At 74.4% G+C, this 21689-nt stretch carries 14 protein-coding genes and 2 pseudogenes; 6 read left to right on the top strand and 10 right to left on the bottom strand.

Annotated features, from left to right (window positions below):
* Positions 1-106 precede the first annotated feature (106 nt).
* Positions 107-880, top strand: coding sequence for a protein phosphatase 2C domain-containing protein (locus ACSHWO_RS11605; RefSeq protein WP_438311633.1), 774 nt, complete (start codon positions 107-109; stop codon positions 878-880).
* Positions 881-963: 83 nt separating this feature from the next.
* On the opposite strand, the gene ACSHWO_RS11610 is transcribed toward ACSHWO_RS11605, so the two are convergent.
* Positions 964-1428: a MarR family winged helix-turn-helix transcriptional regulator gene (locus ACSHWO_RS11610; protein ID WP_385831849.1), complete on the bottom strand. Its 465-nt coding sequence runs from the start codon at positions 1426-1428 to the stop codon at positions 964-966.
* 137 nt (positions 1429-1565) lie between these two features.
* On the bottom strand, positions 1566-3965 hold the full coding sequence (lon, locus tag ACSHWO_RS11615; RefSeq protein ID WP_385831093.1) for an endopeptidase La: 2400 nt from the start codon (positions 3963-3965) through the stop codon (positions 1566-1568).
* A gap of 363 nt (positions 3966-4328) precedes the next feature.
* Here lon and ACSHWO_RS11620 point away from each other — a divergent pair.
* Positions 4329-4490 (top strand): annotated as a pseudogene (locus tag ACSHWO_RS11620) (DUF1877 family protein); the annotation flags it as partial.
* An 18-nt stretch (positions 4491-4508) separates the two neighbouring features.
* Here ACSHWO_RS11620 and ACSHWO_RS11625 read toward each other — a convergent pair.
* From ACSHWO_RS11625 to ACSHWO_RS11640, 4 genes and pseudogenes are all read right to left on the bottom strand, one after another.
* Positions 4509-5264, bottom strand: coding sequence for a DUF4097 family beta strand repeat-containing protein (locus tag ACSHWO_RS11625; RefSeq protein WP_438311635.1), 756 nt, complete (start codon positions 5262-5264; stop codon positions 4509-4511).
* A gap of 147 nt (positions 5265-5411) precedes the next feature.
* Entirely contained in the window at positions 5412-5954 is a 543-nt protein-coding gene (locus tag ACSHWO_RS11630; protein ID WP_385831856.1) for a DinB family protein, read from the bottom strand.
* 12 nt (positions 5955-5966) lie between these two features.
* Positions 5967-6872: pseudogene (locus ACSHWO_RS11635) on the bottom strand (sulfurtransferase); the annotation flags it as partial.
* 58 nt (positions 6873-6930) lie between these two features.
* On the bottom strand, positions 6931-8376 hold the full coding sequence (locus ACSHWO_RS11640) for a glycosyltransferase family 39 protein (RefSeq protein WP_438311637.1): 1446 nt from the start codon (positions 8374-8376) through the stop codon (positions 6931-6933).
* A 36-nt stretch (positions 8377-8412) separates the two neighbouring features.
* Here ACSHWO_RS11640 and ACSHWO_RS11645 point away from each other — a divergent pair, with 36 nt between their 5' ends.
* From ACSHWO_RS11645 to ACSHWO_RS11660, 4 genes are all read left to right on the top strand, one after another.
* On the top strand, positions 8413-9000 hold the full coding sequence (locus ACSHWO_RS11645) for a hypothetical protein (protein WP_438311639.1): 588 nt from the start codon (positions 8413-8415) through the stop codon (positions 8998-9000).
* A 362-nt stretch (positions 9001-9362) separates the two neighbouring features.
* Positions 9363-10106 carry a response regulator transcription factor gene (locus tag ACSHWO_RS11650; RefSeq protein WP_361088982.1) on the top strand — a complete coding sequence of 248 codons (744 nt, stop codon included), beginning with the start codon at positions 9363-9365 and terminating at the stop codon, positions 10104-10106.
* Entirely contained in the window at positions 10103-11182 is a 1080-nt protein-coding gene (locus ACSHWO_RS11655) for a HAMP domain-containing sensor histidine kinase (RefSeq protein ID WP_438311641.1), read from the top strand. Before ACSHWO_RS11650 ends, ACSHWO_RS11655 begins: the two co-directional genes overlap by 4 nt.
* A 258-nt stretch (positions 11183-11440) precedes the next feature.
* Positions 11441-15283, top strand: a complete 3843-nt coding sequence (locus ACSHWO_RS11660; RefSeq protein WP_438311643.1) for a multifunctional oxoglutarate decarboxylase/oxoglutarate dehydrogenase thiamine pyrophosphate-binding subunit/dihydrolipoyllysine-residue succinyltransferase subunit — start codon at positions 11441-11443, stop codon at positions 15281-15283.
* Positions 15284-15509: 226 nt separating this feature from the next.
* Here the strand turns inward: ACSHWO_RS11660 and fxsT are convergent, their stop codons facing one another.
* From fxsT to fxsA, 4 genes are all read right to left on the bottom strand, one after another.
* On the bottom strand, positions 15510-18515 hold the full coding sequence (gene fxsT / locus ACSHWO_RS11665; RefSeq protein ID WP_385831199.1) for an FxSxx-COOH system tetratricopeptide repeat protein: 3006 nt from the start codon (positions 18513-18515) through the stop codon (positions 15510-15512).
* 86 nt (positions 18516-18601) lie between these two features.
* Entirely contained in the window at positions 18602-19858 is a 1257-nt protein-coding gene (locus ACSHWO_RS11670) for an HEXXH motif domain-containing protein (RefSeq protein ID WP_438311645.1), read from the bottom strand.
* Positions 19855-21117, bottom strand: a complete 1263-nt coding sequence (locus ACSHWO_RS11675; RefSeq protein ID WP_361088992.1) for an FxsB family cyclophane-forming radical SAM/SPASM peptide maturase — start codon at positions 21115-21117, stop codon at positions 19855-19857. Before ACSHWO_RS11675 ends, ACSHWO_RS11670 begins: the two co-directional genes overlap by 4 nt.
* A 139-nt stretch (positions 21118-21256) precedes the next feature.
* Positions 21257-21631 carry an FxSxx-COOH cyclophane-containing RiPP peptide gene (gene fxsA / locus ACSHWO_RS11680; protein ID WP_438311648.1) on the bottom strand — a complete coding sequence of 125 codons (375 nt, stop codon included), beginning with the start codon at positions 21629-21631 and terminating at the stop codon, positions 21257-21259.
* Positions 21632-21689 lie beyond the last annotated feature (58 nt).

Consider the following 21689-nt stretch of genomic DNA (forward strand, 5'->3'; position numbering starts at 1 on the left):
CCGGGCGGAGGCCCGGACCGGCGGCCGCCGCACGCCTCCGCGCTTTGGTACGGACTTTCACGGCCGTCGTGGGCGCCGGCGGCGACCCCGCGGGCAGAATGTCCGTATGCGCATCGACCTCGCCACGGCCCCCGGCAACCCGGAACGCCCCAACGAGGACTGGCTATCAGCCGCGACGCCCGCCGCGGGCGGCGGAGTCCTGGTCGCACTGGACGGGGTCACCCCGCCGCCCGGCGAGGTCGGCTGCACCCACGGAGTGCCGTGGTTCACGGCCCGACTCGGGGGTCGATTGACCGAACTGTCCGGATCGCGGCGGGACATGCCACTGAAGTGGATCTTGGCGGAGTCCATCCGCGACACGGCCGACGCCCATCGCGGGGCATGTGACCTTTCTCACGTGCGTACGCCGCAGGCGACCGTGGTGGTCGTCCGCTGGGACGAGGCGTACGTGGAGCACCTCGTCCTCTCGGACTCCGTCCTCCTCCTGGAGGCGCCGGACGGCGGGGTGACCCCGGTGCTCGACGACCGGCTGGACCGGCTCCCTCGCGAGGCGCTGCGCACCCGGGCGTCGGCGGACGCGCTGCGCAATGCGGAGGGCGGCTTCTTCACGGCGGCCGCGGACCCCGCGGTGGCGGCCCGGGCGGTGACCGGGCGCAGCCCGCGCGGGGAGGTGCGGGCGGTGGCCGCGCTCACCGACGGGGCGAGCCGGTGGACGGACACCTTCGACGAGGGCGACTGGGCGCAGTGCATGGCGGTGCTGCGCAAGGAGGGGGCGCAGGGCCTGATCGGCCGGGTACGGGCGCTGGAGACGGACCCGGAGCGCCCGGCCGCCCGCGGCAAGCGCCACGACGACGCGTCGGCGGTGTTCGCCGAGCTGTAGCCCCTTCGGCCGGCGGCCCCGCTCCTCCGCGCCGGATCCTCGCCCGCCCCGGTCCGCCCAGTCCGCCCCTGTCCGCTCCTCGCCTACTCCTCGCCCTGGTTGAGCTGGTTGAGGAGCCGGGCCAGTTCCGCGACCTCGCCGCGGTCCCAGTCGGCGAGCTTGCGCATGTACTGCTCGCGCCGGGCGCCGCGGACCCGCAGGAACCGCTCGCGGCCCTCGTCGGTGAGCCCGACGAGGAAGGCCCGGCCGTCTGCGGGGTCGGGCTCGCGGGCGATGAGGCCGAGCACCTCCAGGGCGCGCAGCTGCCGGCTCATGGTGGCCTTGCCGACGCCGAAGTAGGCGGCGAGGTCGGTGGCCCGCTGGCGGCCGGCGGCCTCCAGCCGCACCAGCAGTCCGTACGCGGCGGGCTCCAGCTCGGGGTGCAGGGCGCGGGCCATCTCCCCGGAGGAGGCGCGGGCCCGCCGGAGGAAGACGGAAAGCTCCCGCTCCAGCGCAAGGAACTCCTGGTCTTCGCTGCCGTGCACGTGCCGCTCCCGTCCGTGTGTCAGGCACCCCTTGTGCCGATCACCTCCAGTATTTCGCAGAGGGTGCGGCGCCGGCCCGGGGCCCCGCCGGAGCGGGGTCCCGGGCCGGGCGGAGGTGTTCGGGCCGGTCGGCGCGGAGGAGTTCGGGCCCTGCGGGCGGGTCAGGCGGCCGCGCTGACGGGAGCCGTCCGGGCCTCGGAGAGCGCCAGCTCCAGCACCTGGCGCACGTCCGTCACCGGGTGTACCTCCAGCCGCTCCAGCACCTCGCTCGGGACGTCGTCCAGGTCGGCCTCGTTCCGCTTGGGGATGATGACGGTGGTCAGGCCGGCCCGGTGCGCCGCGAGCAGCTTCTGCTTGACGCCGCCGATCGGGAGCACCCGCCCGGTGAGGGAGACCTCGCCGGTCATCGCCACGTCCGTGCGGACCTGCCGGCCGGAGAGCAGCGAGGCCAGCGCGGTCGTCATCGTGATGCCGGCGCTCGGCCCGTCCTTGGGGACGGCGCCCGCCGGGAAGTGGATGTGCACGCCCCGGTCCTTCAGGTCGGCGACCGGCAGCTCCAGCTCCGCGCCGTGGGAGCGTAGGAAGCTCAGCGCGATCTGCGCCGACTCCTTCATCACGTCGCCGAGCTGACCGGTCAGGGTGAGCCCCGCCGCGCCGGTCTCCGGGTCGGCGAGGGAGGCTTCGACGAAGAGCACGTCGCCGCCCGCTCCGGTCACCGCGAGGCCGGTCGCGACCCCGGGGACGGCCGTGCGCCGCTCGGTCGGGTCCTGGGCGGACTCCGGCACGTGGTGCGGCCGGCCGATGAGCGCGCGCAGGTCGTCGGCGCCGATGCGCAGAGGCAGCGCGCGCTCCCCCAGTTCGTGCTGGGCGGCGACCTTGCGCAGCAGCCGGGCGAGGGACCGCTCCAGGGTGCGCACGCCCGCCTCGCGGGTGTACTCGCCCGCCAGCCTGCGCAGGGCCTCCTCCTCCAGGACGACCTCGTCCGCGCCGAGGCCGGCGCGCTCCAGCTGGCGCGGCAGCAGGTGGTCGCGGGCGATGACGACCTTCTCGTCCTCCGTGTACCCGTCGAGGCGGACGAGCTCCATCCGGTCGGCGAGCGCCTCGGGGATGGCCTCCAGTACGTTCGCGGTCGCCAGGAAGACGACGTCGCTCAGGTCGAGCTCCACCTCCAGGTAGTGGTCGCGGAAGGTGTGGTTCTGCGCCGGGTCCAGGACCTCCAGCAGGGCGGCCGCCGGGTCGCCGCGGAAGTCGGAGCCGACCTTGTCGATCTCGTCGAGGAGCACGACCGGGTTCATGGACCCGGCCTCCTTGATGGCGCGGACGATGCGGCCGGGCAGCGCGCCGACGTACGTGCGCCGGTGGCCGCGGATCTCGGCCTCGTCCCGTACGCCGCCGAGCGCGACGCGGACGAACGTGCGTCCCATGGCGTGCGCGACGGACTCGCCGAGGGAGGTCTTGCCGACGCCGGGCGGGCCGACGAGGGCGAGGACGGCCCCGCCGCGGCGGCCGCCGATGACGCCCATGCCGCGGTCGGTGCGGCGCTTGCGGACGGCGAGGTACTCGGTGATGCGGTCCTTCACGTCGTCCAGCCCGGCGTGCTCGGCGTCGAGGACGGCGCGGGCGCCGGTGATGTCGTAGGCGTCCTCGGTCCGCTCGTTCCAGGGCAGTTCGAGGACGGTGTCGAGCCAGGTGCGGATCCAGGAGCCCTCCGGGGACTGGTCGCTGGACCGCTCCAGCTTGTCGACCTCCTTGAGCGCGGCCTCCCGCACCTTCTCGGGGAGGTCGGCGGCCTCGACGCGGCTGCGGTAGTCGTCGGAGGCCTCTCCCTCCTTCTCCCCGTTCAGCTCGCGCAGTTCCTTGCGGACGGCCTCCAGCTGACGCCGCAGCAGGAACTCCCGCTGCTGCTTGTCGACCCCGTCCTGGACGTCCTTGGCGATGGACTCGGCGACGTCCTGCTCGGCGAGGTGCTCGCGCAGCCAGGTGATGGCGAGCTTGAGGCGGGCGACGGGGTCGGCGGTCTCCAGCAGCTCGACCTTCTGGGCCACCGTCAGGAAGGGCGAGTAGCCGGAGTTGTCGGCGAGGGCGGAGACGCCGTCGATCTGCTGGATGCGGTCCACGACCTGCCAGGCGCCGCGCTTCTTGAGCCAGCTGGTGGCGAGGGCCTTGTACTCCTTGACGAGCTCGGTGACCGATCCGGGCAGCGGGTCGGCGAGCCGCTCGTCGATGCTCTCCCCCTCGACCCACAGCGCGGCGCCGGGGCCGGTGGTCCCGGCGCCGATGCGGACGCGGCCGACGCCGCGGATGAGCGCGCCGGGATCGCCGTCGGAGAGCCGGCCCACCTGCTCGACCGTCCCCAGCACACCGGTGCCCGCGTACTTCCCGTCGATGCGCGGCACGAGCAGCACCCGGGGCTTCCCGCTGCGGACCGCGGCCTGGGCCGCCTCGACGGCGCCGCGCACCTCGGCGTCGGTCAGGTCCAGGGGAACGACCATGCCGGGCAGCACGACCTCGTCGTCGAGCGGCAACACGGGCAGGGTGAGCTTTACGGACGTCGAAGCCATGATCTTCCCTTCGGCAGTGAAGTTGAGCTATGCCGACTCAATGCATGTGCGCCTCCCGGTGTTCCCCAACTACCGTTCGCCTCCGGCGAACACGCCCGGAGAAGGGGTCGGGTCACGGGCCCGGGACCGCCTGAGCCGGCTACTCCTTCCCGGCCGCTGCGGCGCGGGAGCACACGGCAGGGTCCCCGCCGGGCAGCGACACGAAGCGCCACCCCCGCGGTCCCGTGACCTGCCGGGCCTCGAACGAACCGACCGGGCAGGGGCGCCGCCGAAAACGGACGGCGATGTCAGTGGCCCGGTCCAGCATGGGGGCATGAGCATGATCGGAGAGTACGTACGCCTCGCCCCCGCCGAGTTCGAGCGGGCGCCACCCCGCAGGACCTGGCCGCGGCGCACGTCTACCCGGTCGTCGTCTGGGAGCGCGGCGAGCCGCTGGAGTGGGTGGCCGCCGCCTACCGGGACCTGGCGCGGTTCTTCGGGGCCGCCGCCCGCGACGGGCACGCCGTGCTCATGTGGATCTCCTGAACCCGCCCTGGGGCCGGGCTACGCCGCGGAGATGCGGATGTCGCCGGAGGACGTACGGGTCGCGAGCCGGGCCGCGGCGGCCGGATCCGTGGGGACGGAGACCTCCTTGCGGCCCGAGTCGGTGGCCGCCTCGACCCGGTAGGGGGCCGCGGGCAGGCGCAGGGTGACGTCGCCCGAGGTGGTCTCCGCCGACACCGAACCCGGCCCCTTCGCGAACTCCAGGAGGACGTCGCCCGAGGAGGCCACGGCATCGGCGCTCGCCCCGGTCAGGCCGGTCGCGGTGACCGAGCCCGAGGTGGTGCGGACCCGCAGCGGACCCGTGACGCCCTCGGCCCGGACGTCGCCGGAGGAGGTCGTGAGGTCGGCGGCGGCCACGCCGGTGACGGTGAGACGGCCGCTGCTGCCGGCCAGCTTGACCGTCGCGCCGGCCGGGACCTCCAGCCGCCAGTCGGTGGAACAGGGGCCGGAGCCGGAGCAGCCGTCGGTGAGGACGAGGCGGCCCTGCGACAGCTGCCGCCCCGGCACCGGCTCCGTGCCGCCGCGGTAGCGGACCGTGCGGTGGATGCGGACTCCGGGGCCGCTGCCCGGGACCACCTCCACGGAGCCGCTGCGGGCGTCCGGCACCTCGACCGCGGTGACCTCCCCGGTGACCTCGGCGTCGTCCGAGAGGGTCGTCAGCCGCTCGTCGAACACGCATGCGGACAGGAGCAGGGCACCGGCCGAGGCGACGAGCGCCGCGCGGACGGACCGGGACGGAACGCGGTGGAAGGCCATGCCCCGACCCTGCCAGGTGCGGCCACGGCGGGCCGATGGTGCCGGTACCCGGATCCGGGGTGGGGTTGTCCCCCGGATCCGCGGGCCCGCGGCCCCCGCCCCTCACCCCGCGTCCGCGCCCTGCGCCGCGCGCCCGCGGTGGCAGCGTCAGACGCCGACCGAGCCGTCGATCCGCTCGCGCAGCAGGTCCGCGTGGCCGTTGTGGCGGGCGTACTCCTCGATCATGTGGACCAGCACCCAGCGCAGGGACACCCGCCCGCGCCAGCCGTCCTCGCCCTCCGCGTCGAGGTCGGGCGCGGCAGCGGTGAACGCCCGGGCGAACGCCACCTCGGCGCGCCAGGCCTCCCACGCCTCCTTCGCGGCCCCGGCGGTACCGGGGCCGGGGCGGCCCGCCCCGGCGAAGTCGAAGTCACCGTCCGGGTCCGCCGCCGAGGAGAACCGGGCCGGCGCCTCCTGACCGGCCAGGACCTGCCGGAACCAGCGCCGCTCCACGTCGGCGAGGTGCCGGACGAGCCCGAGCAGCGAGAGCGTGGACGGCTCGACCGGCCGCAGGGCCAGCTCCGCGCCCAGCCCCGCGCACTTCAGTTCCAGGGTGGCGCGCTGCGCCTCCAGGACGTCGGTGAGGATGCTCCGCTCGTCCCCGGTGGTCGGTCCGCTGAATCGCCGCTCCGAGGTGTCGCCCGGGATCAGCTCCGCCCGACGGCCCGTCACGGCGGGCCGCTCCGGGCTCGCGGCCCAGTCCGTCCACGAGCCGTCGTACACGGCGAGGGATGCGGACGGGTACCCGGCGAGGACCGCTCCGAGGGCGAGGACGCAGGCCGTCACCCCCGACCCGCAGCTGAAGTACAGCCGCTCGCGGCCCCCCGTCAACGCCTCGAAGGCGTCCCTGAGTTCGCCGGCGGGCCGCATCAGGCCGCCTTCCCCCAGCAGCTCCCCGAACGGCAGGTTGACCGCCCCCGGCATGTGGCCCCCGCGCAGCCCCGGCCTCGGCTCCGGGGCGGTGCCGGCGAAGCGCTCCCGCGTCCGGGCGTCGAGGACGGCCGCGTCCGGGTCGGCCAGGGCGGCGGCCACGGCGTCGCCGTCCACCAGCAGCCCGGCGCGGGGGCGGGCCGTGAAGGAGCCGCGCGGGCCCTCGTACGCGGGCCCGGTCTCCTCGACGGGCAGCCCGGCGGCGGTCCAGGCCGGCAGGCCGCCGTCGAGGACGGCGGCCCGGTCGAAGCCCATGGCGCGCAGCATCCACCAGGCGCGGGCGCTGGAGTAGACACCGGCGCCGTCGTAGACGACGACGGTGCTGGTGTCGTCGATACCGAGGTCGCGCGCGGCCGCGGCGAACGCGTCCGCGCCGGGCATGGTGTGCGGGGCGGGGGCGTCGTGGTCGGACAGGGCGCCGTCGAGGTCGAAGGGGCGGGCGCCCGGGATGCGCCGGCCGGCGCCGCGGTGGGCGCCGACGGACGCGTCGAGGACGACCAGGCCGGGCGTGCCGAGGCGGGCGGCGAGCCAGTCCGCCCCGACGAGGGGCCCGACCGGCCCACCCGCCCCCGCTGCTGCGCCCGTGCCCGTGCCCGGGCCGGTGTCCGTGTCGGTGTGCGACTGGGTGTGCTCGGTCATGCGGTGGGTCCCCCGGAGCCTCGTGCGACGTGACGGCACCCATCCTGCCCCGGCCGCCTCAGGGGCATCCGCCCGGGCGGGCCCAGACCGCGATCCGGGCCCCGCGCACCCGGTCCACCGAGCAGAGGTCGTAGTGCGAGACCAGCGTCTGCCGTTTGACGGCCTCCCGCGGGTACGGGTCGAGCGGCTGCCCCGCAGGGTCCATCAGCGCGATCACCCGCGGGGAGTCGTCCACCAGCCGGGCCCGGATCCCCGCCGAGGGCAGCTCGGTGCCCCACAGGCTGGCCGAGGCGGCCGGGGAGCGGTCCAGGGCCAGGTCCCACAGCTCCCGGTACACGGCGGGCGAGGACAGCAGCCACTCCCGCCGGCGGGCGGGCAGGAACAGCACCGCGTCCCCGGGCCGGGCCCGTTCCCGGACCGCGGCCGCCACGGCGAGGGCGTCGTCCTTGCGGCTCTCGGGGGTGCGCAGCCACACCGACCACCACCCGAAGGGCACCAGCACGGCGGCCACCAGCAGCCACGGCACGGCCGCGCGCCACCGGTGCACGGCCGCGAGGCGGGCCCCGGCCGCCAGGGCGAGCCCGGTCAGCGCGTAGAGCACGTACCGGTCGACGTACAGCGGGTGCACCAGCGAGACGGCGATCAGCAGCCCGGGCGGCAGCAGCGCGAGCGGTACGGCGACCCGCACCAGCTCCCGCGGCACCGCCTTCCCCCGCGTCAGCAGCCACATCGCGGCCGCGACCACCGCGTACGCGGCCCAGTCCGCCCAGCCGGGCCGGCCGAGCCAGCCCAGCTGCTGCTCGACCTGCCGGGCGCCGAGCCGGGCCAGCGGGAGCAGCAGGACGACGACGACGGCGGCGCTGCGCCGCCAGCCGGGTGAGCGCCGGGCGGTGACGGCGTGGGCCGGCAGCGCGAGCACGGCGAACGGGTGCAGCCAGCAGCCGAGGAGCAGCACGACGGCGTACGCGGCCCACCGCTCGCGCAGCATCAGGTACGTCGCCCACACCACGGCCGCCGCGACCAGGGCGTACGAGCGGCCTTCCTGGGCGTACATCTGCACCGGCGGCAGCACGGCGTACACGGCGCCGGCGAGCAGCCCGGCCCGCTCGCCCGCGAGCCGGCGGCCGACCGCGGCGACCCCGGCGGCGGCGAGGGCGGTGGCGGCGACCGACGGCAGCCGCAGCAGCCACAGCCCGGCGGGCGACGGGTCGGGGCCGGCGGCCGCGCCGGTGCCGGGGAGGGCGTCCGCGGCCAGGAACACGCCGTGCAGGAGCAGGTAGTACAGCCCGTGTACGGCGTCCACCTGCCCGAGCAGCTCGACCAGCCCGCCGAGCGGGCGGTGCGCCACCTGCCAGGTCACGGACTCGTCGCGCCACATGCTGCCGCCCCGGCCCGCGCCCCACAGGCCGAGGAGGAGCGCGAGGAGCGGCGGCAGCCGGCGCAGCCGGGCGGCGGTGCGGATGTCGTCCTCCGGGTGCTTCCGTGCGGGTGGGGCGGCCTCCATACTCGGTGTCGGCCCGAGATCCTGCGGAGGTGGGGTGTGCGCACGGTACGAGCGGTGGCGACGGCGCTGCTGGGTGCGGTGGCGCTGACCGGATGCGGCGCGGCCGGGGCACAACCCCCCGCCCCCGGTCCTCCGGCCGCCTCGAACGCCCCGACCCCGGCGGGCCCGGCTCCCTCGGAGCCGGTCGTCCCCGCGACGCCGGGCGGCCCGACCGGCCCGTCCACGGCAGCCTCCGCCGGCCCGACCGGCCCGTCCACGGCAGCCTCCGCCGGCCCGTCCACGGCAGCCGGGCGCCTGGTCGCGGTCACCCGCAGCGGCGGCTTCGCCGGGCGGACGACGGGCCTGCTGGTCACGGACGACGGCTCGTGGACCCGCCTGGACGGCGAGGGCCGGCGGACCGGCTCCGGGAAGCTGTCGGCGGACGGGCTCGCGAGGCTGCGGGCGGCGCTCGCGGCCGCGGACTTCCCCCGCCTGCCCCGGGTCCCGACGGGCGGGCCGACGGTCTACGACGGGTTCACGTACGCCTTCGTGCACGGCGGCCGCGAGGTCACCGCCCGGGACGGGGCGATCCCGCCGGGCCTGGCGGACGTACTGTCGGCGCTGCCCTCGTTCGAGGGCAGCTGACCCCGGCCGCGGACGCTCCGACAGGACCCCCCGAGAGAACCGGCGCGGGTTTCCACCGGGCACCCCTGCGCGGGCGCCCCGAGGCGGACTCCGGGCAGAGCCGAGGCGGACTCGGGGCGGATTCCGGGCGGATCCAGGGCGGATCCAGGGCGGATTCCAGGAGGCTTCCGGCCGACTTCCTGCCGGCTTCGAAGGGTCTTCCGGGAGGCCTCCGCGGCACCCGGCATGGCGGCCCATATCCCCATTCCGACCGCAATCGGAATCAACACCTCCGCCGGTTTCGCTGTCCGAACCCCGCATAGCCGCAGGCCGGTGGCTCCTCTACGCTGCACCCCTATCACGCGGATCTCCAGGGGCGGGACATGGAACAGACACACACCACCCACACCGGCGGCGCCGCGGCCACCCCCGGCGCTCAGCGGCGCGTGCTCGTGGTCGAGGACGACCGCACCATCGCCGACGCCATCACGGCCCGGCTGCGCGCCGAGGGCTTCCAGGTGCAGGCCGCCTTCGACGGGCCGGCCGCCGTGGCGGCGGCCGAGAGCTGGCAGCCCGAGCTGCTGGTCCTCGACGTCATGCTGCCGGGCTTCGACGGCCTGGAGGTGTGCCGCCGGGTCCAGGCCCAGCGGCCGGTCCCGGTGCTGATGCTCACCGCGCGCGACGACGAGACCGACATGCTGGTCGGGCTCGGGGTCGGGGCCGACGACTACATGACCAAGCCGTTCTCCATGCGCGAGCTGGCGGCCCGGGTCCACGTCCTGCTGCGCCGCGTGGAACGCGCGACGCTGGCCGCGCACGCCCCCCGCGGGGCCACGCTGCGGCTGGGGGACCTGGAGATCGACCACGCGCAGCGCCGGGTCCGGGTGCAGGCGGAGGACGTCCACCTGACCCCGACCGAGTTCGACCTGCTCGTCTGCCTGGCCGGCACCCCCCGGGCGGTGCTCTCCCGGGAGCAGCTCCTGGCCGAGGTGTGGGACTGGGCCGACGCCTCCGGCACCCGTACGGTCGACAGCCACATCAAGGCCCTGCGCCGGAAGATCGGGGCGGAGCGGATCCGTACCGTCCACGGCGTGGGATACGCCCTGGAGACCCCGGCGCAGGCGTGAGCGGCGGGCGCCCCGAGGGGGGGCTCCGCCCCTTCTCGCCGTTCTCCATCAAGACCAAGCTGGGCACGCTGGTCGTGGTCTCGGTGTTCATCACCACCGGGCTGCTGCTGGTGGCCCTGCGCACCGACACCGAGCTCCGCTTCATCACGGTGTTCTCGGTGATCGCGTCGATGCTGATCACCCAGTTCGTGGCGCACAGCCTGACGGCACCGCTGGACGACATGACCCGGGTGGCCCGGGCGATCTCCCACGGGGACTTCACCCGCCGGGTCCGCGGGGCCGGCCGCCGCGACGAGCTCGGCGACCTGGCCTCCACCATCAACCTGATGGCGGACGACCTGGAGGCCGTGGACCGGCACCGCAGGGAGCTGGTCGCCAACGTCTCGCACGAGCTGCGCACCCCCATCGCCGCGCTGCGCGCGGTGCTGGAGAACGTGGTCGACGGGGTCTCGGAGGCCGATCCGGAGACCATGCGGACGATGCTGAAGCAGACCGAGCGGCTGGGCCGGCTGGTGGAGACGCTGCTGGACCTGTCCCGGGTGGACAACGGGGTGGTCCCGCTGAAGGCCCGCCGCTTCGAGGTGTGGCCGTACCTGTCGGGGGTGCTCAAGGAGTCCGGGCTGGCGGCCGCGGGCCGGCCGGGGCTGGCCTCGGGCTCCGGCGGGCACACCCGCAACGACGTGCACCTGCATCTGGACGTCTTCCCGTCCGGGCTGACCGCGTACGCCGACGCCGAGCGCCTGCACCAGGTGGTGGCGAACCTGATCGACAACGCGGTCAAGCACAGCCCCGCCCTCGGCCGGGTCACGGTCCGCGCCCGGGCCGGCGACGCCCCCGGCAGCCTGGCGCTGGAGGTGGTGGACGAGGGCCCCGGGATCCCCGAGGCCGAGCGGCACCGGGTCTTCGAGCGGTTCAACCGGGGCAGCGCCAACGGCGGCGACGGGGGCACCGGGCTGGGCCTGGCGATCGCCCGCTGGGCGGTGGAGCTGCACGGCGGCCGGATCCGCGTGGCCGAATCGTCACGCGGCTGCCGGATCCTCGTCACACTTCCGGGCAGCCCTCCGGCGTCGCATTGACGTAGGGTTCGACTGGGAAGGACATGATCTCGGCCACACGTGCACGAGGTCCGTCAGGGGTGCGAAGCCAGGGGGTCGCAACCCGGCTACTGCATACCCGAACCCCGTTGGTTTCCCGCCATTCAGAGCGGCGAAACCCGCCGTTCGGTGTGACCTACATGACGTAAGTCCTGCCCGGTCTGCATCTCCCCGCCCGGGAGGCGTAGCCTTTATTCCCGCTGTCCATACCTTGTGAAGCGGAAGAGGGCGGTTGCCGCCGTGTCGCCACAGTCCCCGAGTAACCCGAGCACCACGACCGAAGCAGCTGAGGGCGGGAAGACCCCTGCCTCAGGCTTCGGCGCCAATGAGTGGCTCGTCGACGAGATCTACCAGCAGTACCTCCAGGACCCGAATTCGGTCGACCGGGCCTGGTGGGACTTCTTCGCCGACTACAAGCCGGGGGGCGTGAGCGCTCCCGCCAAGGCCGACGAGCCGGTGAAGACCCCGACGGACGGCGCCTCCGCACAGGCCGCCACCGTCGCCACCCAAACCCCGAAGGTCTCCGACGCCGCCGCCACGGGGGCGGCGGTCGCCGCGCCGACCTCTTCGCCCGTGTCAGCTCCTGCCCCTGCTCCTGCCACTCCCTCTGGTGCCCCTGCTGTGACTGTCACCTCCCAGGCCTCGGCCGCCGCTCCGGCCGCCGCCGCTCCCGTCGCCGCCCAGAAGGCCGCGCCCGCCACCGAGGCCCCCGCGGGCCCCGAGCTGGTGACGCTCCGCGGCCCGGCCGCGGCGGTCGCGAAGAACATGAACGCCTCCCTCGACGTGCCGACGGCCACCTCGGTCCGCGCCGTCCCGGTGAAGCTGCTGTTCGACAACCGCATCGTCATCAACAACCACCTGAAGCGCGCCCGGGGCGGGAAGATCTCCTTCACGCACCTGATCGGCTACGCGATGGTGCAGGCCATCAAGGCCATGCCGTCGATGAACTACTCCTTCGCGGAGAAGGACGGCAAGCCGACCCTGGTCAAGCCGGAGCACGTCAACTTCGGCCTCGCGATCGACCTGGTCAAGCCGAACGGCGACCGCCAGCTCGTCGTCGCCGGCATCAAGAAGGCCGAGACCCTCAGCTTCTTCGAGTTCTGGCAGGCCTACGAGGACATCGTCCGCCGCGCCCGCGTCGGCAAGCTGACGATGGACGACTTCACCGGCGTCACGGTCTCCCTGACGAACCCGGGCGGCCTGGGCACCGTCCACTCCGTGCCGCGTCTGATGCCCGGCCAGTCGGTCATCATGGGCGTCGGCTCCATGGACTACCCGGCCGAGTTCCAGGGCACCTCGCAGGACACCCTGAACAAGCTGGGCGTCTCCAAGGTCATGACCCTGACCTCGACGTACGACCACCGGGTCATCCAGGGCGCCGCCTCCGGCGAGTTCCTGCGCATCGTCGCGAACCTCCTCCTCGGCGAGGACGGCTTCTACGACCGCGTCTTCGAGTCGCTGCGGATCCCGTACGAGCCGGTCCGCTGGATGCGCGACATCGACGCCAGCCACGACGACGACGTCACCAAGGCCGCCCGCGTCTTCGAGCTGATCCACTCCTACCGGGTCCGCGGCCACGTCATGGCCGACACCGACCCGCTGGAGTACAAGCAGCGCAAGCACCCCGACCTCGACATCACCGAGCACGGCCTCACCCTGTGGGACCTGGAGCGCGAGTTCGCCGTCGGCGGCTTCGCCGGCAAGTCGATGATGAAGCTGCGCGACATCCTCGGCGTGCTGCGCGACTCGTACTGCCGCACCACCGGCGTCGAGTTCATGCACATCCAGGACCCGAAGCAGCGCCGCTGGATCCAGGACCGCATCGAGCGCCCGCACTCCAAGCCGGAGCGCGAGGAGCAGCTGCGCATCCTGCGCCGCCTGAACGCCGCCGAGGCCTTCGAGACCTTCCTGCAGACGAAGTACGTCGGCCAGAAGCGCTTCTCCCTGGAGGGCGGCGAGTCCGTCATCCCGCTGCTCGACGCGGTCATCGACTCCGCGGCCGAGGCCCGCCTCGAAGAGGTCGTCATCGGCATGGCCCACCGCGGCCGCCTGAACGTCCTCGCGAACATCGTCGGCAAGTCGTACGCCCAGATCTTCCGCGAGTTCGAGGGCAACCTCGACCCGAAGTCGATGCACGGCTCCGGCGACGTCAAGTACCACCTGGGCGCCGAGGGCACCTTCACCGGCCTCGACGGCGAGCAGATCAAGGTCTCGCTGGTCGCGAACCCGTCCCACCTGGAGGCCGTCGACCCGGTCCTGGAGGGTGTCGCCCGCGCCAAGCAGGACATCATCAACAAGGGCGGCACGGACTTCACCGTCCTGCCGGTCGCCCTGCACGGTGACGCGGCCTTCGCAGGCCAGGGCGTCGTCGCCGAGACCCTGAACATGTCGCAGCTGCGCGGCTACCGCACCGGCGGTACCGTCCACGTCGTCATCAACAACCAGGTCGGCTTCACCGCCGCCCCGGAGTCCTCGCGTTCCTCCATGTACGCGACCGACGTGGCCCGCATGATCGAGGCGCCGATCTTCCACGTGAACGGCGACGACCCGGAGGCCGTGGTCCGCGTCGCGCGGCTCGCCTTCGAGTTCCGCCAGGCGTTCAACAAGGACGTGGTCATCGACCTCATCTGCTACCGCCGCCGCGGCCACAACGAGTCCGACAACCCGGCGTTCACGCAGCCGCTGATGTACGACCTGATCGACAAGAAGCGCTCGGTGCGCAAGCTGTACACCGAGTCCCTCATCGGTCGTGGCGACATCACCCTGGAAGAGGCCGAACAGGCCCTGCAGGACTTCCAGGGCCAGCTGGAGAAGGTCTTCGCGGAGGTCCGCGAGGCCGCCACGCAGCCCGCGATCGGCACTCCCGCCCCGGTGGACCAGGCCGAGTTCCCGGTCGCCGTGAACACCTCGGTCTCGTTCGAGGTCGTCAAGCGGATCGCCGAGTCCCAGGTCAACATCCCCGAGACCCACACGGTCCACCCGCGTCTGCTGCCGCAGCTCCAGCGCCGCGCGGCGATGATCGACGACGGCACCATCGACTGGGGCATGGGCGAGACCCTCGCCTTCGGCTCGCTGCTGATGGAGGGCACCCCGGTCCGGCTCTCCGGCCAGGACTCCCGCCGCGGTACCTTCGGCCAGCGCCACGCCGTCCTGATCGACCGTGCGACGGGCGAGGACTACACCCCGCTGCAGCACCTGGCGGACGACCAGGCCCGCTTCAACGTGTACGACTCGCTGCTGTCGGAGTACGCGGCGATGGGCTTCGAGTACGGCTACTCGCTGGCCCGCCCGGACGCGCTGGTGCTGTGGGAGGCCCAGTTCGGTGACTTCGTCAACGGCGCGCAGACCGTCGTCGACGAGTTCATCTCCTCGGCGGAGCAGAAGTGGGGCCAGACCTCCGGCGTCACCCTGCTGCTCCCCCACGGCTACGAGGGCCAGGGCCCGGACCACTCCTCGGCCCGCCCGGAGCGGTTCCTCCAGCTGTGCGCCCAGAACAACATGACGGTCGCGATGCCGACGCTCCCGTCGAACTACTTCCACCTGCTGCGCTGGCAGGTCCACAACCCGCACCACAAGCCGCTGATCGTCTTCACCCCGAAGTCGATGCTGCGCCTGAAGGCCGCGGCGTCGAAGGCGGAGGAGTTCACGAGCGGCGCGTTCCGCCCGGTCATCGGCGACTCGACCGTCGACCCGAACGCGGTCCGCAAGGTCGTGTTCTGCGCGGGCAAGGTCTACTACGACCTGGAGGCCGAGCGGGAGAAGCGCGGCATCACCGACACCGCCATCATCCGCATCGAGCGCCTGTACCCGCTGCCGGGTGCGGAGCTCCAGGCCGAGATCGCCAAGTTCCCGAACGCGGCGAAGTACATCTGGGCCCAGGAGGAGCCGGCGAACCAGGGTGCGTGGCCGTTCATCGCGCTCAACCTGATCGACCACCTCGACCTGGCGGTCGGTGCGGACATCCCGGCCGGCGAGCGCCTGCGCCGCGTCTCGCGCCCGCACGGCTCGTCCCCGGCCGTGGGTTCCGCCAAGCGGCACCAGGCCGAGCAGCAGCAGCTGCTCAACGAGGTCTTCGAGGCCTAGTCCCCGCTGCGGTCTGACGCAGGAAGGCCCGGCCCCCGTCACGGGGGCCGGGCCTTCGGCATGTGCGGCGGCCCTCGTACGAGCAGCCCGGCCGCCTGCGGGCGGCCAGCCCCGACGTCGGCCTGACGGAACGCCTGGGGGCGCGCAGCGCTTCGAGGCGGGCGTGCGCGCCGTCCGGCAGGGCTGGCTGGCTGGCTGGCTGGCTGGCTGGTCTAGCTCCTACGGCTTACGGCTGGGGCTCGAAGTCCCAGTACGGGCGCATCCGCTGGCGGGCCGAGACGGTGTGGACGTGCTGCGGGCCGAGGGTGCGGGTCAGCGCCTTCAGGCCCGCGTCCTCGTGTTTGGCCGCCTCCGCGTCCTCCCGTACCGACCGCAGGTCCGCGGCCAGGGCGATCTGTGCGCTCAGCGTCATCGGGTGGTCGGGGCCGAGCACCTGCTCGCAGTTGCGCAGCGTCTCCCGGCCGAGGTCAAGCGCCTCCTGGAGGTGCCCGGTGATGTTGCGGTGCCCGGTGGCGTTCAGGGCACAGCCCAGCGCCCAGGGGTGCCGCTCGCCGACGGCGCCGCGCATGCCGACCAGGGCCTGCTCGGCGAGGTTCAGCGCCTCGCGGCGCTCGCCCTGGGCCCGCAGCACGAGGGCGAGGTTGCCGACCGTGCCGATGCTGTACGGGTGCGCGAGGCCGAGCTGCGTCTGGTAGCCGCGCACGACCTCCTCGGAGATCCGGCGGGCCTCGCCGATGTCCCCGTACTCGCGCAGGTAGGTGGCGTAGTCGGAGGCGACCATCAGCGTCCAGGGGAACTCCGCGCCGAACACCCGCGTGGAGCGCTCCAGGACGCTGCGCAGCCGGGCGCCGGCGCCGGGGATGTCCCCGGAGCGGCGCAGGCACATGCCGAGGTTGTGCTCGGCGCGCAGGGTCTGCGGGTGGTTGGTGCCGAGTACCTGGGAGTTGAGCTTGAGGCCCTGTTCCTGCCGGGCGAGGGCCTCGCGGTAGCGGCCCATCAGGCGCAGTCCCATGGCGCAGCCGATCCCGGAGGAGAGGGTGGCGATGTGCCGGACGCGCAGGACCCGTTCGCGGCGGCGCAGGGTGTCGAGGTCGGTCTCGTACGCCTCCTGGTAGCGGCCCAGCAGGCGCAGCGCGACGGCGACGTTGTTCTCGGCGTTCAGGGTGGTGGAGTCGTCCTCGCCGAGGAGCTCGCGGTACCGGGCGAAGGCGTGTTCCAGCAGCTCCCGGGCCTGTTCGAACTTGGCGGTGCCGAGCAGGACGCCCGCGTAGGTGCTGGTGGCGCGCAGGGTCTCCAGGTCGCGGTCGCCGCGTTCGGCGAGGAGCCGGTCGGCGACCGCCTTGGCGAGGGCCTCGGCCTGTTTGAAGTGGCCGAGCATGCGCAGGGCGCCGCCGTAGTGGTAGCTGAGTTCGCGGACCTGGTCGTGGTCGTCGCCGAGCATCGCCCGCCAGACGGCGTCGGTCTGCTCGGCCAGGCGCAGGCAGGTGCGGTACTCGCCGGCGAGGATCAGGTAGCGCAGGCAGTTCAGCAGGAAGCCCTGGATCCGCGGGTTGCTGCTGGTCAGCACGCCGGCGGCCTCCAGGTGCGGGATCAGCTCGGCGAAGCGGGGCCACAGCCGGGAGTCGGAGGGCCGGCCCGGGTCGGCGGCGGCGAGGACCTGGCGGACGGCGCGGGCGAGCGGTCCGGCCTCCTCCTCGGAGAGGTTCTCGCGGACGATGCCGTGCACCATGCGGTGCAGCTGTACGGTCTCCAGGCCGCCGCCGCCCTCCTCCACGGACAGGTCGGAGTACTCCAGTCGGACGACGGAGAACTGCACCAGCTTGTTGAGGGCGGCGTTCCAGCGGATCTGGTCGTTGATGAGCCCGGCGAGCTGCTCGGGCACGTCGTCGACGGGGAACTCGCGCAGCAGCCGCAGCGGCACCGGGCCGGGTGCGAAGAACACGAACAGCCGGAGCAGGGCGAGGGCGTCGGGGAAGTTCTCCCGGACGTTGTTGAGCAGTATCGCGAGCGCGGTGGGGAAGGGCAGCGGGTAGTCGTCGGAGACGGTGACGGCCTCGTGGGAGTCGAGGCGGCGGCGCAGCAGCGCGAGGTAGTCGTCGACCGTCAGCGGGGAGTCGGCGAGCCAGCCGGCGGTCTGGTCGAGGGCGAGCGGGTAGTCCTCCAGGGCCTCGGCGAGCTGGTCGGCCTCCGCGCCGGTGAGCCGGCGGGCCCGGCGGCGGATGAAGGTGACCGACTCGGGCCGGGCGTAGAGCGGGACCTCGACGAGACTGGTGTGCCGGGAGGCCCACTCGCGGTTGCGGGAGGTGATGATGACGTCGCCGGCGCCGGAGGGCAGCAGGTCGGTGAGGTCGTCGGGGTTGTCGCAGCCGTCGAAGACGACCAGCCAGCGGTTGTACGGGGAGCCGCGCCGCAGCGCCTCCAGGACGGACCGGATCTGCTCGCCGTAGCTGCCGGCGCCGCGTGGCAGGCCCATCTCGGGGGCCAGTTCCGCGAGCCGCTCGCGCAGGGTGGGCCGGTCCTCGGCGGGGACCCACCACACGACGTCGTACTCGGAGGCGAAGCGGTAGGCGTATTCGGTGGCGACCTGTGTCTTGCCGACGCCGGACAGACCGAGCAGGGTGACGGTGGAGGCGCCGGGGGGTGCCTCGCTGAGGGCGGAGCGCAGGTTGCCGATGACGTCGTTGCGGCCGGTGAAGCGGGGGTTGCGGCGCGGGACGCGGCCCCAGATCTCCGGGGGGTCGTTGGGGAAGCGGGGGCCGCGGCGGCCGGTCTCGGTGCCGACGCGGTCGGTGGGCAGGTCCAGGCGGCGCAGCACGCGGTACTCGGCCTCGTACGCGTCGAGGCCCCACAGGTCGGTCGTCTCCAGGGTGGCGACGGCGCTGGGCAGCAGGGCGTCGGTGAGGCTGACGGCGGCGAACCGTCCGGGGTGGCTGTCGGTGACCGCGCGCAGGGCGGTGTTCCACTCGTCGTCGGTGTGGGTGCCGACGGAGAAGTACCGCTCGCTGAGGACGAGCAGGACGCGGCTGCCGCTGCGGGCCAGGTCGTCGAGGGCCTGGGTGAGTCCGCCCGCGGACTGCGGGTCCCAGCGTTGCAGGGCGACGCGGTGGCCGTGTTCCTCCAGCCGGTGGGCGATCCACACGGCCCAGGGGCGGTTGAAGCCGGCGAAGCTGATGAGGAAGCGCTGCGGCCGCGCGGGGGCCGGGTCGCGTTCCTGCCGAATACCGGTGGTCATGCGGCCGTCTCCCTGGAATCCGGGCGGTGGACGGGGTGGATCCGGGCTGTGGGCGGGGGTGCCACGGTATCGCAGCGGACGGTCCGTCAGCCCTGTTCGGACGGGGCGAGTTCGGGATGTTCCGCGTACCAGGCGCGGCGGGCCCGGTCGACGGCGCGGCGGGCGACGGCGTGCTGGTCGCCGGGCGGCGGCAGCTCGTCCATGGCCCGCTCGGCCGCGGCCATGGCCTCGGTGAACTCCCGGCCGGTCGCGGTGAGTCGCGGGTGCGCGCGGAGCACGGGGAGGACGGCGGCGACCTGGGCGCGGATGCGGGCGTGCTGGGCCCAGGCGCCGCGGGCTCCGTAGAGGGCGGCGCGCTGCCAGTAGCCGGCCAGGGCCAGGTGGGCGTAGGCGCCGTGCAGGAGCCCTTCCAGCGGGCGGGGGTCGGCGCGCCAGGGGGCCCAGTGCCGGGGCGTGGCGTCGGCGGTGTGCAGGGTGAGGACGTCGGCGAGGGCGGTCAGCTTGCCGTGCTGGACCTCGTGGACGAGCGTGGCGGCCAGGGCGGGCGGGGCCTGGCTGCGGGCGAGGACGGAGCCGGCGGCCGCGGGCAGGGTGGCGCCGCTGGAGCGGGAGCCGCCGCCGAGCGGGACGACGGAGCGCAGCAGCAGGCCGGTCTCGCCGGCGCGGGCGGTGTCGTACCGCTCCAGCAGGGTGAGGGCGCCGGTCCACTGGGTGTCCCAGCGCTTGTGGCCCTTGGGGGTGAGGCGGCGGGCGGCGCGGACGGGCGCGGGGCGGGCCTGCCCGGGGGCCCGGTACGGGTCGAGGTCGTCGAGGGCGGTCCGGCCGCCGGGCAGGGTGTGCAGGGGCAGGGCGGCGGGGTCGTCGGGGTCCCAGGAGCGTTCGGTGAGGGCCAGCGGGCCGGGCCGGGCCGGGTGGAGCAGGCCGAGGGTGGGCAGCGCGAGGCGGCCGCCGACGGGCTTCAGGGTGGCCTTGAAGTCGATGCCGGCGCGCAGGGCCGCGGCGACGGCGAGGGCGCCGAGGTGGCCGAGGTCGGCGGCGGGCCCCTGCGGGGCGTGCAGCCGGCGGAGGGTCTCCTCGGCCCAGACGCCGGTGGCCGGGTAGTGCAGGACGTCGTGCACGGCGTCGGGGTCGTGCCGCTCGGCCTCCTCCAGCAGGGCCCAGTGGTCCGCGGCCTCGCCGGAGCGTCCGCCGGGGGCGGCGTCGAGCACGGCGCGCAGCAGGACGAGCCGTTTGGAGTGGCGGACGGCGCGGACGAGGCGGGTGCCCTCGGCGGAGGGTTCGGTGGAGGCGAGGGCGCGCAGGACGGGCCGGGCGACGGTGAAGGCGGTGAGGGAGTCGGTCATGAGGCGGCCGCCCGGGGGACGGCGGCGCGGTCGGCGGCCCGGTGGAGGGCGGCGGCGACGTGCCGGATGACGGTCTGGAGGTCCTCGCAGTAGACGGACGGCTGCCGGAAGCCCTCGCCGGCGCGGTAGCGGTGCGGGTAGTGGCCGCCGCCGCATACGGCGACCAGCTCGCAGGCCCGGCAGGGGTCGGCGAGGGCTGCCGCCCCGAGCTGGCGGGCGGCCAGTCCCGGGTGGTCGAGCAGGTCGTCGAAGCTGTGGGTCCGCAGCGCCATTCCGGTGGCGGCCGCGCCCTCGTACGCGGATTTGAGCGAGTCGGCCTGCTCCAGGGTGCCGTCGGTCTCGATCACGGCGGTGGCGGCGGGGGCGAGGCCGAGGGTCTCGGTGGCGGCGGGCAGGCCGAGCAGCAGGGCGATGATCTCCTCGAACATCCGGATCCGGGTCCGCAGCGCCCCGTCGTGCCACCAGCGTTCGAACACGGCGATCAGCCAGTCGGCGTACGGGGTGCTGCCCGGGCGGTGACCGGGCGGCGGGGTGCTCCAGTTGGCGAGGGGCAGCAGCAGGCCGATGCTCGGCGGGGCGAAGGCGAGCAGGGACTCGTACGTCCGCACCGGGTCCTGGGCGGGGTCGATCACGCACAGCACGCCGGCGTAGCTCTCGGGGTGTCGGGCGAGCAGCCGCAGCCCGCGGGCGGCCGCGCCGAACCCGGGCCGCCCGGCGTGGTCCACGCGGCGGCTGTTGTGCTCGGGCAGCCCCCCGTCCAGGCTGACGCCGATGCGGATCCCGGCGGCGGCGAGCGCGCTGAGCCGGCCGCGGGTGAGCAGGGTGCCGTTGGTCTGGACGGTGGCGGTGACCCTGGTGCGCGGGGAGGCCGCGTGCAGGGCCGCCCGTACGGCGTCGACGGGGGCGGCCAGCTCGGCGGGGGCGGTGAGCAGCGGTTCGCCGCCGTGCAGGACGAGGTCGACGCGGTTCAGGCGGTGTGCGGCGGCGTGCTCGGCGATGCGGGCGGCGGCGCGGGCGGTGGTTTCGGGGGACATGGCGGCGGGTCGGCCGCGCCAGCTCCGGTCGGCCATCTCGTACACGTAGCAGTAGGTGCAGGCGAGATTGCAGCGGCTGCGGGTCTTCAGCACGAACTGCCTCACGGGGTGCGGGCGGTGGCCGGCCGCGCGGAGCGCGGGGACGTCGAGCCGGGCGTAGGGCCAGGGGGCGTGGGCCCGGTGCGCGGGCAGCGCGGACCCGCCGCTCCTGTCCGTGTGCCCCATCGCCTGCACCTCCTCGCCCGGCCGCCTGCCCCGGCGGACGGTCCAATCCCTGCCCGGGGTTCGGCACCGGCTAACGGCGGAAACGGGTCAACTGTGGGTGCGCTGCGTGGCCTTGGGGATGCGGTGCGTGAGCGGCCGCTCAGTTGACGCCGGAGTCGAAGGCGTTGAGGATCTCGGCGGGGTGGGTCACCCGTTCCACCATGCCCTCGATGACCCGGGCCAGCACGGGGTGGTCGATCCCGCGCAGTGCGGCCAGGTCGTATCCGGACAGGTCGGGGAGGCGGGGCGCGCAGGCCGTCGGCCGGTCGGCGCCCGCTCCCGGGGCCGCTCCCGGCTCTCCGGCCGGGACGCCGCCGAGGGCGTGCGCGCCGCGGCCCGGGCCGCCGTCCGCCTCCGTTTCCGCCTCCGTTTCCGTCTCCGTCTCCGTCTCCGTGTCGGTGTGCGTACCGGTGTCCCTTTCCCCTTCCGTGCGCGCCGCCGCTTCCGTGCGCGATGCCTGATGCCGGATCACCATGGGCTGCCCGTCCCCCCGTTGAGTCGCCGTATCGAATCGCGTGCGGTGTCGCGTGTTG

It is taken from the genome of Streptomyces pallidus (ex Mingjun et al. 2026), assembly GCF_051550185.1.
Lineage (GTDB): Bacteria > Actinomycetota > Actinomycetes > Streptomycetales > Streptomycetaceae > Streptomyces.